The 15544-nt window shown below is 61.2% G+C and carries 12 protein-coding genes; 10 read left to right on the top strand and 2 right to left on the bottom strand.

The window, feature by feature from the left end:
• The first annotated feature begins 1 nt into the window (after position 1).
• The 10 genes from ACYVGS_RS04730 to ACYVGS_RS04685 all read left to right on the top strand — a co-directional run bounded on the left by ACYVGS_RS04730 (position 2) and on the right by ACYVGS_RS04685 (position 14395).
• Positions 2-586 (top strand): nuclear transport factor 2 family protein, encoded by a 585-nt coding sequence (locus ACYVGS_RS04730; RefSeq protein ID WP_460587484.1) that lies wholly within the window; start codon positions 2-4, stop codon positions 584-586.
• Between the two features lie 36 nt (positions 587-622).
• Positions 623-1465, top strand: coding sequence for a Rossmann-fold NAD(P)-binding domain-containing protein (locus tag ACYVGS_RS04725; RefSeq protein WP_460587483.1), 843 nt, complete (start codon positions 623-625; stop codon positions 1463-1465).
• A 179-nt stretch (positions 1466-1644) separates the two neighbouring features.
• On the top strand, positions 1645-3489 hold the full coding sequence (locus ACYVGS_RS04720; RefSeq protein WP_460587482.1) for an outer membrane protein assembly factor BamB family protein: 1845 nt from the start codon (positions 1645-1647) through the stop codon (positions 3487-3489).
• A 60-nt stretch (positions 3490-3549) separates the two neighbouring features.
• A complete protein-coding gene (locus tag ACYVGS_RS04715; RefSeq protein ID WP_460587481.1) occupies positions 3550-4545 on the top strand; it encodes a thiamine pyrophosphate-dependent dehydrogenase E1 component subunit alpha in 996 nt (331 codons plus the stop codon).
• A 10-nt stretch (positions 4546-4555) separates the two neighbouring features.
• Positions 4556-5569 (top strand): alpha-ketoacid dehydrogenase subunit beta, encoded by a 1014-nt coding sequence (locus ACYVGS_RS04710; protein ID WP_460587480.1) that lies wholly within the window; start codon positions 4556-4558, stop codon positions 5567-5569.
• 87 nt (positions 5570-5656) lie between these two features.
• Positions 5657-8209 (top strand): TonB-dependent receptor, encoded by a 2553-nt coding sequence (locus ACYVGS_RS04705; protein ID WP_460587479.1) that lies wholly within the window; start codon positions 5657-5659, stop codon positions 8207-8209.
• Entirely contained in the window at positions 8210-10090 is a 1881-nt protein-coding gene (locus ACYVGS_RS04700; protein WP_460587478.1) for an outer membrane protein assembly factor BamB family protein, read from the top strand.
• 67 nt (positions 10091-10157) lie between these two features.
• Positions 10158-11699 carry a 2-oxo acid dehydrogenase subunit E2 gene (locus ACYVGS_RS04695; protein WP_460587477.1) on the top strand — a complete coding sequence of 514 codons (1542 nt, stop codon included), beginning with the start codon at positions 10158-10160 and terminating at the stop codon, positions 11697-11699.
• An 11-nt stretch (positions 11700-11710) separates the two neighbouring features.
• Entirely contained in the window at positions 11711-13114 is a 1404-nt protein-coding gene (gene lpdA / locus ACYVGS_RS04690; RefSeq protein ID WP_460587476.1) for a dihydrolipoyl dehydrogenase, read from the top strand.
• A gap of 48 nt (positions 13115-13162) precedes the next feature.
• Positions 13163-14395, top strand: a complete 1233-nt coding sequence (locus ACYVGS_RS04685) for a cytochrome P450 family protein (protein WP_460587475.1) — start codon at positions 13163-13165, stop codon at positions 14393-14395.
• A gap of 119 nt (positions 14396-14514) precedes the next feature.
• On the opposite strand, the gene ACYVGS_RS04680 is transcribed toward ACYVGS_RS04685, so the two are convergent.
• Both ACYVGS_RS04680 and ACYVGS_RS04675 read right to left on the bottom strand, forming a co-directional pair.
• Entirely contained in the window at positions 14515-14973 is a 459-nt protein-coding gene (locus ACYVGS_RS04680) for a cupin domain-containing protein (protein ID WP_460587474.1), read from the bottom strand.
• A 47-nt stretch (positions 14974-15020) separates the two neighbouring features.
• Positions 15021-15482 (bottom strand): cupin domain-containing protein, encoded by a 462-nt coding sequence (locus ACYVGS_RS04675; RefSeq protein ID WP_460587473.1) that lies wholly within the window; start codon positions 15480-15482, stop codon positions 15021-15023.
• Between the last annotated feature and the right edge of the window lie 62 nt (positions 15483-15544).

Raw genomic sequence — 15544 nt, 5'->3', positions numbered from 1 at the left:
CGTGGACGCGCTAGAGGAACTGCTGGCGAAGCAGGCGATCACCGAGGTGATCGTCCGCTACGCCCGCGCCCTGGACCGGATGGACGAGGCACTGCTGCGCAGTGTCTTCCATCCGGGTTCGCGGCATCACCACTTCTATCAGGGGCCGTCGTCGGCCCCGGATGCCCCGCGACCCGCCGACGGCGGCCCGCGGGATTTCGTCGAATTCGCCCTGGGCGTGATCAGTACGCACAACAGGACCCATCACCAGCTGGGGAATATCCTGATTGAGCTGGAGTCCGCACAAGAGGCTGTGGCGGAAACCTATTTCACCGCCTACCACCGCATGCGACCGATCGGTGACCCCAAGGCAGCACCCAATGCCTGGGATACCGAGATGGACTATTTTGTAGGTGGGCGTTATCTCGACCATTTCGAGAAGCGCGAGGGCGAGTGGCGTATTGTTCGCCGCACCGGCATGACTGACTGGACCCGGCTGGAGACGCCGGCGACCCAGGGCTTTGCCGATATCGCGGCGGAAACCGTCGGCCAGTATTATCCCGACGACCTGCTGTATCGCTGGAAAGGTCCGTCATCGGCGGGTTGAGGCCTGGCGCCAGATCATGATTGCGAGGAGAGTTTCATGCGTTTGAAGGGCAAGGTTGCCTTGATTACCGGTGCCGCCAGTGGCATCGGGGCTGCCGCGGTCGAGCGGTTCCTGGCCGAGGGCTGTTCGGTCTGTCTCTGTGATATCCAGGACGATGCGGGCAAGGCCCTGGCGGAACGCCTGGGCGAGCAAGCCATGTATGTGCACTGCAATGTCACTCGGGAAGACAGCGTGGCCGCCGCGGTCGACGCTGCGGTGGAGCGCTTCGGGCAACTGGATATCCTGTTCAACAGCGCAGGCATCGTCGGTGCGGTGGGGCCTGTGGCCACCACACCCGGAGACGAGTGGCGCTTCAGCATTGAGGTGTTGCTGAACGGGGCGTTCTACTGCACCAAACACGCAGCGCGGGTCATGCAGCCGCGGCGCACGGGCTCGATTATCAACATGGCGAGTACGGCCGGTCTGATGGGAGGACTTGGCCCCCATGCGTATACCGCGGCGAAGCACGGTGTAGTCGGTCTGACCAAGAACGTCGCCTGCGAGCTGGCGGGCAGCAATGTCCGGGTCAATGCCATCGCTGCGGCGTCGATGGCCACACCCATGGTGGCCAACGTGCTTACCGGCGATCCCGGCAATATCGAGAAAGCCAAGGAAATGCTGGGAGAGGCGTCGCCGCTGCGCGGTCGGCCAGGCCTGGCCGAAGATGTGGCCAATGCCGCGTTGTGGCTAGCCAGTGACGAGTCGGGTTACACCACCGGGCATACCCTGACCACCGACGCCGGCTTCACCATCGGTGCCACTGTAGAAGGGCCAGCGTTTGCGGAGTATCAACCGATGATTCGGGAGGCTGGTCAGGCGGGGTTGCCGACCGAAGATTGACTCGGCTCTGCCGCGGCCTGGAGGAAATACCCCAGGCCTGAACCTGGTTTGGTGTCCGGTTTCAAGGCAGGCGGACTGGCGTGGTTCAAACGCGCCAAGTGCGCCATATAAGTTGTATTTAATTAAAATTAAAGTGTGTTGCCCGGGCATCCCGGAATCGATAACAAGGAGAACACACCATGTACAGAGTGCTAGCTGGCTTGTCTGCCGCCCTCGGTCTCATGGCCTCGCAGCTGGTAAATGCCTCAACGCCAGACGGGGAGGCGCTCTTTGCGCAGCATTGCCTGAGCTGTCACGACGGTGGTGCTGCCAAGGCGCCGCATGTGGTGATTCTGCAAGTGATGAGCCCGGAAAGTCTGCTGGAGGCCTTGGTATCTGGTGCCATGAAAGCGCAGGCGGCTCACCTTCAGCAAGCCGACAAGGTCGCCATTGCTGAATACCTTGGCGGAAGACCCATCCGGGAGAAGGTCGCAGAAGTCAGCAATTTCTGTTCGGAGGACGTTTCCCAGGATGAACGAACCGAATCCGACAAGCTGTCTTCCATTACCAGCTGGGGTATGGGGGCCACCAATCCGCGCAGCGTGCCAAACGCTGTCTCGGGCATCAACCGCGATAACGCCGCCTCCCTCACACTGCAGTGGGCCTATGCTTTTCCTGGGTCCACCCGAGTTCGCTCCCAGCCTACCGTCCACCGGGGCGTAATCTACACCGGCAGTCAGGATGGGCGCGTGTACGCGATTGACCTGGATTCCGGCTGCACACACTGGGTGTTTCGCGCCAAAGCCGAAGTCAGGTCTTCCGTGTCGGTGCACGAGTCGGCATCCGGAGAGCTGGCACTCTACTTTGGCGACTTCAATGGGAATGTCTACGCCGTCGATGGGGCGACGGGGCAGTCGCAGTGGACGCGCGATGTCAATGACCATCCCGATGTCACCATCACTGGCAGCCCCAAGCTGCACGGCGACACACTCTATGTTCCGATGTCCTCTCGCGAGTGGGCTACCGCTGCGGATCCTTTTTACGCATGCTGCACGTTCCGGGGCGGTGTCGTAGCGTTCAATCGTAACACTGGCGATATCCGCTGGAAAAACCATGTCGTCGAGCCCGAGCCGTCCGAGACGGGGGAGAAAACTCCCCGCGGTACACCCATTCTGGCGCCCTCTGGGGCACCGGTCTGGAATTCCCCGGCGATTGATGAAGCGCGTGGCGCGCTCTACGTCGGTACCGGCGAGGCGTATACGTCCCCGGCACACGGCGCCAGCGATGCGGTCGTGGCATTCGACCTGGAAACTGGCGAGCGCCGCTGGGTTCACCAGGCACTGGCCGGCGATGCCTGGAACATGAGCTGCAACATTGCCCAGCGCGACAACTGTCCACGGGAGGACGGTCCGGACTTTGATATCGGTGCGGCGACCATTCTGCACCGTGACAGTGAAGGCCGCGACCGTGTGCTGGTGGGCCAGAAATCCGGCGATGTATTTGCCCTCGACCCTGCAGCCGGTGGCGAGTTGCTCTGGAAGACCGCAGTCGGCCGGGGCGGGTTCTATGGCGGCGTGCACTGGGGCATGGCAGTGGACCCAAACCGCGACGTGCTCTATGCACCCATTGCTGATACCGATATCAATGACCGCTTCGAGGGGCAGCGTCGTCCGGGTCTCTACGCCCTGGATATCGCCACGGGCGAAGTCCTTTGGGAGGCGCCGACAGCACTCGCCTGCGAGGAGGGGGCCTCGCCCATGTGTGATCCCGGACTTTCCGCATCGGTTACCGCGACAGAAGGCGTTGTGTTCGCCGGGGCCCTGGATGGCACGCTGCGCGCTTACGACAGTCGCACCGGTGAAGTGATCTGGGAGTACAACACGGTCCGCGATTACCAAAGTGTTTCCGGCATCGCCGGGCGTGGCGGTGCGATTGAATCGGATGGTCCGGTCCTGGTTGATGGCAACCTGCTGATCAACTCCGGCTACCTCTGGGGGGGACGTTTGCCTGGCAATGTTCTCCTGCGCTTTCGCGTTGACCAGTGACCTACGCCCCGGGGGCGACCCCGGCAACCCATTACTCCAGCATTCAAACAGGTTGAAGCAATGACACCACGAAAAACCGCACGCGGACATTCACTGGGCAAGGAGCAGCTGCTCCAGGCCTACCGTACGATGCGTACGATTCGCGCTTTCGAAACACGCATGGGGCAGGAGTTCGAAAAGGGCACTGTTCCGGGGTTCACTCACCTTTACTCGGCGCAAGAGGCAATCGCCACAGCGGTGTGCATGAACCTCGATGACAACGACTACATCGGTAGTACACATCGCGGTCATGGCCACTCCATCGCCAAGGGTTGCGACGTCAAGGGCATGGTTGCCGAGCTGATGGGGAAGTCCACTGGGCTGTGCAAGGGTAAAGGCGGATCAATGCATGTCGCCGACCTCAGCAAGGGCATGCTCGGGGCCAACGGGATTGTCGGTGGCTCCGCTCCCCTCTGTGTTGGCGCCGGCCTGAGTGCAAGGACCCGGGGTACCGGCGGGGTTGCCGTCTCCTTTATTGGCGATGGTGGGTCCAACGAAGGGGTGGTCTTTGAGTCCATGAACCTGGCTGTCGTACTCAAGTTGCCAGTCCTTTTCATGTACGAAAACAACGGTTACGGCGAGGCCACCGGGTTCAGTTACGCCGTGGGATCGGGCGATATCGCCGGTCGTGCTGCGGGCTTCGGGATGCCGGCTGAAAAGGTGGACGGGCTCGACTTCTTCGCCGTCTACGAGGCAGTCCAGAGGGCCGTACAGCGTGCCCGAGATGGCGAGGGGCCTTCTGCAATCGAGGCCATGACGACGCGTTTCGGTGGCCACTTTGTCGGTGACCCGCAACTTTATCGCGAAAAAGGCGAAGTTGAACGGCAGCGCCGCGAGATGGACTGCATTCCGGTTTTTGTGGATCGCATCACCAAGTCCAAGTCGGTCACGCGCAAGGCCCTGGAAGCCATCGATGCGGAAGTGGATCTCCTGATTGACGAGGCTGTTGAGGAAGCCCTGGCGGCACCGTACCCCGCTCCCGAGGAACTCCACACAGACGTCTACAAAACCTACTGAGAGCTGATTCATGCCACAGAAGACAATACGAGAAGTCATTCACGACACAGTGCAGAGCGAAATGCGCCGTGACCCCAACGTTATCCTGATGGGCGAGGATGTTGCCGGTGGCGCTGGCTGCAGCGGGGAGGACGATGCCTTTGGCGGTGCCTTCGGCTTCTACAAGGGGCTGGTCGGTGAATTCGGGCGCGAGCGGGTTATCGATACACCCATCTCTGAAGCAGCCTACATTGGTGCCGCCGCCGGGGCCGCGATGACGGGACTGAGACCAATCGCGGATCTGCAGTTTTTCGATTTTCTGGGGGTCTGCTTCGATCAGGTCTACAACCAGATGGCCAAGGTCCGCTATATGTTTGGCGGCAAGTCGGATACTCCACTGGTCATGTTGTCTCTGGTGGGTGCCGGCCTTCGCTGTGGTGCTCAGCACTCCCAGAGCCTGCACCCACAGGTAACTGCGGTACCGGGGCTGAAAGTGGTCATGCCGGAAAATGCCTACGACACCAAGGGCCTTCTGCTTACCGCAATTCGGGACGATGATCCGGTGATCTTCCTGCTTCACAAGCTGCAATTTGAAAACGCCTGCGAAGTTCCGGACGAGGAGTATCTGATTCCCTTTGGCGAGGCCGCGTTTCCCCGCGAGGGGACCGACGTCACGATCGTGGCTATCTCGGCGATGGTGCAGAAAGCCGTGGCCGTGGCCGACAAGTTGAGGGAGGAAGGTGTTTCTGTCGAGGTTATCGACCCTCGTACCACCTCGCCGCTCGACGAGGAAGCCATTCTGGAGAGCGTCGAAATGACCGGGCGGGTAGTGATAGTCGACGAGGCCTGGGAGCGATGCAGTGTGGCCGCGGATATTTCCAGCATTGTGGCGCGTAAGGCCTTCGGTGCGCTACAGGCGCCGGTGATGACAGTGACTGCGCCGCATACGCCGGCACCGTTCAGTCCGGCGCTGGAAGACCTGTATATACCCAGTGAAGACGATATCGAACGCGCTGTACGCGAGGTGTTGGCATACCAGCGCTGATGCACGCCGGTCAGCATTACTGTTTTAAACCCGGTCAGCGGCAAGTTATTGATTGACCACGTAACAACATAATAGGGGAATTAAACCATGCAAACGAAGCATACAAGCGAACTGTTCCGGCACACGCGCCTGGCAATAGCTGTTGTCGGTGCGCTTTCCGCATCTGTTGCCAGCGGCCAGCAGTCGGGTGGCTCTATCGGGGCACTGGAAGAGGTCGTCGTGACTGGTACCAAACGTGCCGCCGATGCCCAGGACGTGCCGATTTCGATCTCTACCGTGACCGAGGATGACCTCTCGCGGTCGCAGTTCAACGATATACGGGCGCTGGGCGCCAAGGCCCCCGGCCTGGTGCTTTCCAACCCCTCCGGCTTCAATTCCGCGGGCGGCGGCATGCGCGGTACCGGCACCAATATCATCCTGGTTACCCAGGATGCGCCGGTTAGCTTCCTGATGGACGAGTTTGCCCTGAGCCACGTTACCTCGCAATTCCTCAACATGTTCGACATCCAGCAGGTTGAAGTCTACCGCGGGCCCCAGGGGACCCTGTTCGGCAAGAACGCCACCGGGGGTGTTATCTCCTTGACGTCCAAGAAGCCCGTACAGGGGGAGACCAGTGGCGAACTCGAGTTGACCTACGGCCAGCATGACAGCGTTGGCAATGGGAACTACGGCAGTGTGAAAGCGGCAATCAACCTGCCGATAACTGACAATCTGGCCTTCCGCACGGCGGCCATCTACGACCAGGACGATGGTTACTACCGCAACAGCAAGACCACGGCGACCTTCCCCGACACCGTACCGCTGTGGGGGGCCTTTGGAATTCCCCCGGGAACACAGCCGCCCCCCGAAGTCGATACCAATACCCGGGGTGATGGCAGTCAGCTGGGTGGCAAGGACGTCCTGGCAATCAAGTCCAAGTTGCTGTGGGAGCCTACCGATGACTTTTCGGCCTACCTGGTCTACGAGTACGTCAAGGACGAGTCCGACTCGCCACCCGGTGTCAACGAGAGCGGCGAGGAAGATCTGATATCGCTGCTTGGCTTCCCCGGAATCCAGAATGCGCAAGGCAGTACCGATGTTTTCGAGACGCTGCTCACTGGCAACGAGATTATCAACATGGATGACGGCCACCAGGTCGATGTCGACGGTATTTATCTGAACATGGACTGGCGGATTGGCCCCGGCACGATCAAGTCGATCAGTGGTTATCGCGAGGAAAGCCAGTACTTCCCAAGCACCTATACGGGTGAGGCTTTCTACACCCTGTTTGACTCCACCCGCAAGACTGACCGGGAGACCTTCCAGCAGGAGTTTCGCTTTGTCTCCGAGTTTGATGGTCCCTTCAACTTTTCGTCCGGTGCGAGCTATTACAAGGATGAGCTGGACTTCCACTCATTCTTCTCGGTGGGCGTGACGTCCCTGCTGCCGGTCCTGAACGAGACCACCGGCTCCTTCATTGACAGCGACGGTTTCGTCAACCTGGATACCCGTGCCTTCACCGATTATCAGTTCCAGGGGACGCGCCAGGATCGCGACGAGTACGGCCTCTACGTGGATGGTACTTACGAATTCAACGAGCGCTGGGCCCTCAGTGCCGGCATGCGCTATAGCCACGATACCAAGGAGTTCCTGCGTGGCGTGGATGGCGGTGCGCCTTGCAACCAGTTCACCGAGGACCGTGATCGCGTGTTCGTGGACGGTGATTGTCGGGATACCCGCTCCCAGTACATCAGCCGCGCGGGGCTCGACTCCAGCGAATACAGTCGCGAGATTCCCTTCTCCTATGACCAGTTTGGCACGCTGGTCGACGCGGAGGATACCTGGGAGGAAATGACCCACCGGCTGGTGCTGAATTACTATCCCAGTGCGCAGCAAATGGCGTATCTGAGCTATGCGACGGGCTTTTTGTCGGGTGGCTTCTCGGAGACCTGCGCCACCGTCTCCCGCTGCTCCTATGATCCGGAGACAAACAGCAATATCGAACTTGGCTATAAGGCGGATCTCTTTGATAGCGAATTGCGTCTGAACGCGGCGGTCTATTACACCGTATACGAGAACCTCCAGCGTGCAGCCGTGGCGGCCTACACTGCAGCGGACGGCACCCAACAACAAGAGACAGTGACGGTTAATACCGGTGAATCCGAGCTCTGGGGGCTGGACATCGAGGCGACCTGGGTACCCACCACCAACCTCCGGGTTACTGCCGCGCTGAACCTGATGGATCACCAGTACAAGACGGCAATTCTGCCGGACCTGCGGGGCACCAACGAGCCGGTCGACCTTGAGCAGTTCGACGTACCGTTCTCGCCGGAGACCAAGGTCATGCTGGGTGTGGACTACCAGATCCCGGTCAGCGCGGGCATTGTGACCTTGAGTGGCAGTGCGAACTACCAGAGCGAAGCGGAGACCGATGTCTTCAACGCTCCCAATTCGCAAATGGAGGCGCGTACCCTGGTGGACCTGGGTGTCAGCTTCGAGGATGCCAGTGAGCGCTGGATGGTCAGCGCCTTTGTGGCCAACGCGCTCGACGAGGAGTATCGCATCTCCGCGCTGCCCGTGGCCGGGCTGTTCAATTTCACCCAGTACGGCGCGCCGCGCTCATACGGGGTGAAATTGCGCTACAACTTTGGTGCCCTGTAAATGGGGCGCCAAAGACATTGGCTGGTGGGCCTGCTTGCCTTGCTGCTTGCAGGCCCGCTCCTGGCATCCCCGTTGGAGCGTGAGACCACCGCGGCGGATCATCCCGGCCGCGCTCTGTTTGCCGAACACTGCGCGAGTTGTCATGCCGGCAATATTCCCAAGGCCCCTGGCCTGGAGATGATGGGCTACATGGCACCGGCAGCGCTCTACCGGGTAATTGACGAGGGCGTCATGCGACCCATGGCGGCGCACTTATCCGCCGAGGAAAAGCAGCGCATCGCGGGCTTTGTGAGTGGCACGGCGTTCACCGGCGACACGGGGGAGTCGAAGCTGCTGTACTGCCAGGAGCAGGCCGGCGTCAGCCCCGATCTCGAGCCCTCTGTTTCGGGCTGGGGCGTGACCGCAGCCAATACGCGCGCCTACTCATCAGCACAGAGTGATCTCAACACCGGTAACGTTGATCGTCTTCAGCTCAAGTGGGCCTTTGGTTTCCCCGGTGCTGTACGCGCGCGCTCCCAGCCCCTGGTGGCCGGCGCGCGTGTCTTCGTGGGAAGCCAGGATGGCACGGTGTACGCACTGGATCGCGAAACGGGCTGTGTTCACTGGCGCTTCCTGGCGCGCAGTGAGGTGCGTACAGGCATCGTGTTGGCGTCGGACGATGACGGCGGGCCTCTGCTATTGTTTGGCGATTATCTCGGCTACGTCTATGCACTCGATGCGCGCGACGGTGAACTCCGCTGGGATGATCGCGCGGACGCCCACCCGGCTGCCACGATCACCGGTACGCCCGCCCTGCACGGGGACACGCTGTATGTGCCTGTCACCTCTCTGGAGGTGGCCACAGCGGCGCGCCCGGACTACGCCTGCTGCACCTTCCGCGGCTCTCTGGTGGCTTATGACTGGCGCAGCGGCGATCGACGCTGGAAAACCTACAGCATTGCCGAAACACCACGGCAGGTGGGTGAGAATGCCGCAGGTGTGGCTCGTTACGCCCCTTCGGGTGCCGGTATCTGGAACGCGCCCACTATCGATTCCGCTCGCGGTGTCCTCTATGTGGGTACCGGCCAAAACTACTCCTCGCCGACCTCGGCAACCAGCGATTCGGTACTGGCCGTTTCGCTGGAGACCGGGGATATCCGCTGGGTTTTCCAGACGCGACGCGATGCCTGGAATACCGCCTGCGAGCTGGCGGACAAGACCAATTGTCCGGCGGAAGCGGGGGACGATTCCGACATGGATATCGGTGCCGCCGTGATCCTCGCCCGCGGTGATTATGGTGCCGACTACCTGTTGGCCGGCCAGAAGTCGGGCCATGTGTGGGCTCTGAACCCGGAAAGTGGCGAGGTCGTTTGGCAACGTAAGCTGGGGCGCGGGGGCATGCTGGGTGGCGTTCACTTCGGCATGGCGGCGAGCGATGGGACCGTGGTGGTGCCGATCAACGATGAAGATGTCCAGTTGAGCGACTCTGCAGAAGGCAGTCGCTGGACCGGGGAGCAGCGCCCGGGTGTCTATGCACTGGATATCACAAGCGGCAAGTCGCGCTGGTCCTGGCCCGCCGAGGACATCTGTGGTGACCGCCCTCTCTGCAAGCCTGGCCACAGTGCCCCGGCCACGGTGGCAGGGGATCTGGTGATCACCGGGAGTCTCGACGGTCATATCCGGATACATCACCTGCAAAGTGGAGAGCTGCTTTGGCGGTGGAATACCGCGCAGGAGTATTCGACGCCAGGCGGTGGTAAAGCCCGTGGTGGTGCCATGGCGGGTGGCTCGGGAGCTGTGCTGGATGGCGACATGCTGTTCATGAACTCCGGCTACATGCTGGTGCACCACATGCCGGGCAATGTACTGCTCGCCTTTGAACTGGCGGAAGACGAGCAGTGAAACCGAATGACGCAAACGCTTCGCCCGGGTGCCAGCCCGGCGGGCTATCGATGGCGGAGAGCATTGAATGAGTGGTATCACAACAGTCACCATGCCCAAGTGGGGTATGGAGATGGTCGAGGGCGAGATCGCCGAGTGGCATGTCAGCGAAGGCGACAGCATTGCGGCGGGCGATGACCTGGTGGACGTGGAGACCAGCAAGATTGTCAACACCGTGACGGCGCCCAAGGGCGGCGTGGTGAGAAGACTGCTGGCCGCAACCGGTGACATGGTACCGGTGGGCCAGGTCATGGCGGTGATCAGTGACAAGGAGGTGGACGAAGAGGCGATCGAGCAGTACCTCGGCAGTTCCCCTGCCTCGGCGGCGCCAGCGCCGGCTGACCGGGCCGCAAGCGAAACGCCATCAGCCGGATCCGGCGCCGAGTCACCTGCCCCAACTACCACGGCGTCCAGCCCGCGGGGGCAACCGGTCGCGTCAGCCGGTGCGGCCGAAAGGGCAGAGCCCGTCCATGCGTCCCGGGATTCCTCGACCCTGTCGGAGGGGCCGGACGATGCCGGCGTCGCCGCGACGCCGGTGGCGCGGCGGGTGGCCCGCGAATACGGGATCAACCTGCACCAGGTGAAGGCTTCGGGGCGGCACGGGCGCGTGACCCTGGCCGACCTCGAGGAAAGCCTGCAGTCAGCGGGCCGGCAACTGGAAAAGCCCCGCGCCGCCGCCAGGCCGGATCTGCGTCTCGAGCGGGACGATAGCGGTGTACCGGCGACGCCTGTCGCCCGCCGGCTGGCGCGCGAGCTCAAGATCAACCTGCTGGATTGCCGAGCCAGCGGCCGCCACGGACGGGTGAGCAAGGCAGATGTGGAAGCACTCGCAGCTTTTACCGCTAGCGGGTCGGCCCCGGCCTCGACAGCGCCGAATGCGGTGGCTGCCCCGGTAGACTCCCGGCCTTTGTCGGGCATGCGCCGCACCATCGCCTCACGCCTGCAGGCTTCCAAGCGCGAGGCGCCCCATTTCCGCGTTCAGGTGGATGTTGAAGTGGACGCCCTGTTGGCGCTCCGGGAGCAGCTCAACCAGCGCTACCGCGAGGCGAAACTGTCGCTGAATGACCTGGTGATCAAGGCCTGCGCCTGTGCCCTGGTGGCGGTACCCGAGGTCAATGTCCAGTTCGACGGCGAAACGCTGCACTATTTTCCCGACGCCGATATTGCGGTCGCCGTAGCCCTGGAGGAGGGTCTGATAACACCGATTGTACGCTCCGCGAATCGCAAGGGGCTTCTGGCGCTCTCCAGCGAAGTCCGCGACCTGGCGACGCGTGCCAGGCTGGGCACACTCAAGCCCGACGAGTTCCAGGGTGGAAGTTTCAGCGTGTCCAACCTGGGCATGTTTGGTGTGGATCAGTTCGATGCCATCATCAACAGCCCGCAGGGGGCAATCCTGGCAGTGGGCGCCGCGGTGCAGCGCCCCGTGGTCCGGGACGGTGAGCTCTCCGTCGCTACAGTGATGACACTTTCCCTGTCGAGTGATCACCGGATTATCGATGGAGCCCTGGCAGCGCGCTTCCTGTCCGCCCTGCGCGGCTTCCTGGAAACCCCGGCCAGCATGCTGGCCTGAGGAGATCTGTCTTGGATACACGCTATGATCTGATGGTGGTGGGCGGCGGTCCGGGTGGCTATGTCGCCGCCATCCGCGCGGCCCAGTTGGGCTTCCAGACCGCCCTGGTGGAGCGCGATGCACTTGGCGGAGTCTGCCTGAACTGGGGCTGTATTCCGACCAAGGCCCTCCTGCGCGGTGCCGAGATCGCGCATACGCTGCGCAGTGCACACCACTTCGGCTTTACCACCGGCGAAACCCGTCTGGATCTCGAAGCGCTAGTCGAGCACAGTCGTGCCGTCGCCGGCCGGCTCAGCGGGGGGATCGCGCAGCTGCTGCGCAAGCACGGCGTTTCCCATGTCGTGGGTAGCGGCGAGTTGTTGGACAAGGGCCTTGTTCGGGTTGACGACGGGGACGCGTGCCGCGACTTTCGCGCCGATCATATTGTGCTGGCCACCGGGGCCCGTGCTCGCGAGCTGCCTGGCGTTCCCCTGAGGGATGATCGGATCTGGAGTGCCCGCGAGGCGATGACGCCCACGCTGTTGCCGGAGCGCCTGCTGGTGATTGGTGGCGGTGCGATTGGCGTGGAGTTCGCCAGTCTCTACGCGGACCTGGGCAGCCAGGTCACACTGGTGGAGATGGCGGAGCGGATCCTACCGGAGTGCGACGCCGAGATTGCCGTCAGGGCACAGTGCGCGCTGGAACAGCGTGGCATTCGTGTGCTGGTCGGGCACACATTGGAATCCGTGGACACTGAGCACGATGAGGCATTGCGGGCGACATTGCAGGCCGCGAACGGTGCGCCGCCCTATCAGGTCGAGGCCGAGCGGGCGGTGATCGCCGTCGGCGTGACTGGCAATGTCGAGGGGCTGGGTCTCGAGGCTCTGGGTGCCACCCTTTCCCGGGGCTTCCTGGTTGCCGACGAGTGGGGCTGGACCGGTGTGGCCGGCTTGTATGCCGTGGGTGACGTTGCCGGTCCTCCCTGGCTGGCGCACAAGGCGAGCCAACAGGGTGTGCAATGTGTCGAGCATATTGCCGGCGTTGGCCGTTCACAGCCACTGCAAAACTCGCGGATTCCCGCCTGCATCTACAGTCGGCCGCAGATTGCCAGCGTCGGGCTGAGTGAGGAGCAGGCCCGTCTCCTGGGGCGCCCTCTGAAGATTGGCCATGCGCCTTTGTACGCCAACGGCAAGGCGCTGGCGATGGGGGAGGGAGATGGCCTGGTGAAAACCGTGTTCGATGCGTCGAGTGGCGAGTTGCTGGGCGCCCACCTGATCGGGCCCGAAGTCACCGAGCTGGTGCAGGGCTTTACCGTGGCCCGGCAGCTCGAGGCGACCGAGGATGACCTGCTGGATACGGTATTCCCTCACCCCACGTTATCGGAGGCCATGCACGAATCGGTGCTGGATGCGCTCGGGCGAGCCATTCACCACTAAGCTAATGTCAGGATTATTGCGAAAGTCATAATAACGGGAGGATTACAATTGCAGAACCTGATGGATCCTGCCGTGCAGGCTTGCCCCTATTCGCTCTATCAGCGGTTGAGATCGGAGTCTCCCATCTATCGCATGCCGGACACAGGGTTCTACCTGGTCACAAGCTTTGATCTTTGCCACGAGATAATCCGGCAGCCCGACCTTTTCATAAGCGGTGTTTCGCCCATGGCCTTGAACAGTGAGGGCCCCTCCAGGGATGTGATGGACATCTACCAGCAGCGGGGTTGGGTGCCGGCTGCGTCCTGCTCGACGTCCGACAGACCGCGTCACACGAAGGTTCGGGGTCTTTTGTCACGGCTGTTTACGATGGCGAAAGTGCGATCCATGACGCCCTACATTGAACAAACCGCGAATAGCCTGGTTGAGGAATTCGCAGCTTCGGGTGAATGTGAATTTGTGAAGGCGTTTTCGCATCCGCTGCCGATGATGGTCATTGCCCAGCAGATTGGTGTGCATGCGACAGATCTGGAACTGTTCAAGCGTTGGTCTGATGCGATCGTTGAGCCCTTCGGCATGATGATCAGCAAAGAACGTGAAATTGAGTGTGCCAAGTCGGTCGTTGACATGCAGCACTTCTTCAAGAAACAGATAGATCTTCGCCGCCAGGAACCCAGGGACGATATCCTCTCGCAGTTGGCCAACGCCAAATACGACGGTGGCGAAGAGATCCCGATGAATGAACTTCTGACTATCGTGACCATTGACCTTCTGGCTTCGGGGAATGAAACCACGACTGCCGGCATATCCTCGGGAATGCTTCTGCTCGCTAAACAGCCTGAACTGCTGGCGGCAATGCAGGACGATCCCGGGCTGATTCCTAACTTCGTGGAGGAGGTCTTGCGGCTTGAATCTCCCGCCCAAGGTATGTTTCGTGAAGTGACGCGCGACACGACTGTAGGTGGCGTGGTCTTGCGGAAAGGTGATGTACTGAGCCTGCGTTTTGGCGCAGCGAATCGAGACGAGACGGTTTTCCAGAATCCCGATCAGGTGGATTTGCATCGCAAGAAGGCAGGAAACCATCTGGCTTTTGGCGTTGGCAGGCACCACTGTGTGGGCGCGCCACTGGCCCGTCAGGAGATGCTGACCAGTTTCCAGGTTATTGCGCGGCGGCTGCGAAATGTCAGCCTGGAGCACCCCGAGGTTCCGCTTGAGTATGCGCCCAGTTTTTTTGGAAGAAATCTGGAGTCTCTGGAGATTACCTTTGAGCCAACGGGGGGATAGCAGATGTGACAGTGTATTGTCACGGGTGGTGCCAGCTGTACTGACGAAGCGACGGTACGGCGCTTTGTCGAGAGGGGAGCTGAGGTGCTCATCGCTATCCTCGACAAAGCGCTGCGTGGCTATGCTTCAACGATGTTCTGGGTTAGCTTGCCCTCCCAGGCCTGCTTGAAAAACTCGCCATCGCCTAGGAATTGCAGGTTGTCGTCCTTGTCGATGTAGGACACCGGGCCATGGCCGATATACAGGAACTCGGTTATTTCACCTTCGCCTGAGGCCTCCTCGTGGATCTCACCGATCTCCTCGTAGCCGTATACCCCGGGCCCTGCCTCACCACGCTCGAACTTCAGCACACCCTTGGTGATAAAAAACTCGGCCGGTGTGATGTGCTTGTGCCGGGCGAATTTCACGCCCGGCTGCAGCTGTACATACAGCACCCAGTCGCCAGTCACATCGCAGTAGCGAAGCAACTTGAACTTGACGCCCTCGGCCAGGGGCACCCAGTCAATCTGGTTGATATCGGCGAGCATGGCGCCGCGAACTGTGGGATTGTGTTGTTCGGGAATTCTGCCGTAGGACATGATTGACTCCTTGTTTTATCGATTGTCGGTGTCTGGTATCCGGCACATTAGCGCTCGCCGGCTTTGAGTCCGTCGTTGGACACATCGGCGCTGATGGTCTGGCTGTCGAGGTCGCGCAGGAACTCGTGGTTGAGTACGAAGCGTATCTCACCTGCCTCATCGGTGAAGGCCACCGCACCGTGGCCCATGAACAGATATTCCGTGAGCACTTCGCAGCGTGCTTCGTTATGCCTGGAACCGATGGGCTCGTACCCGTAGGTGCCCTCGGGGGCGGAACCCACGTCATAGATGAGTTCGCCTCGGGTCACGAAGTATTGCCCGTGTCCAAGGTGCCAGTGGGGCGCAAAAGTGGCGCCGGGCTGCATGCTGACCCAAAGTACCCAGTCGCCGGTTTCCTCGCTGTAGCGCAGGAGCTTGATGCGTGTGCCACTGCCCAGCTCGACGGATTCAACATCCTTGAGATTTACAATCAGATCGCCGGTTTTACCGGGGTTGTGGCGTGTGGACATCGGATACCTCGCTCTTCTTTCAGTTATTTAATTTAATATAATTCAATAATTGACCTGTGTCG

The sequence above is a fragment of the Haliea atlantica genome, from assembly GCF_054779855.1.
This window is presented reverse-complemented; position numbering and strand designations above follow the sequence as displayed.

Excerpts from the sequence above, each read along its gene's own strand:
- ACYVGS_RS04705 (WP_460587479.1), top strand. The coding sequence starts at position 5,657 with ATGCAAACGAAGCATACAAGCGAACTGTTCCGGCACACGCGCCTGGCA.
- ACYVGS_RS04725 (WP_460587483.1), top strand. The coding sequence starts at position 623 with ATGCGTTTGAAGGGCAAGGTTGCCTTGATTACCGGTGCCGCCAGTGGC.
- ACYVGS_RS04680 (WP_460587474.1), bottom strand. The coding sequence starts at position 14,973 with ATGTCCTACGGCAGAATTCCCGAACAACACAATCCCACAGTTCGCGGC.
- ACYVGS_RS04715 (WP_460587481.1), top strand. The coding sequence starts at position 3,550 with ATGACACCACGAAAAACCGCACGCGGACATTCACTGGGCAAGGAGCAG.
- ACYVGS_RS04710 (WP_460587480.1), top strand. The coding sequence starts at position 4,556 with ATGCCACAGAAGACAATACGAGAAGTCATTCACGACACAGTGCAGAGC.
- ACYVGS_RS04700 (WP_460587478.1), top strand. The coding sequence starts at position 8,210 with ATGGGGCGCCAAAGACATTGGCTGGTGGGCCTGCTTGCCTTGCTGCTT.
- ACYVGS_RS04675 (WP_460587473.1), bottom strand. The coding sequence starts at position 15,482 with ATGTCCACACGCCACAACCCCGGTAAAACCGGCGATCTGATTGTAAAT.
- ACYVGS_RS04695 (WP_460587477.1), top strand. The coding sequence starts at position 10,158 with ATGAGTGGTATCACAACAGTCACCATGCCCAAGTGGGGTATGGAGATG.
- ACYVGS_RS04720 (WP_460587482.1), top strand. The coding sequence starts at position 1,645 with ATGTACAGAGTGCTAGCTGGCTTGTCTGCCGCCCTCGGTCTCATGGCC.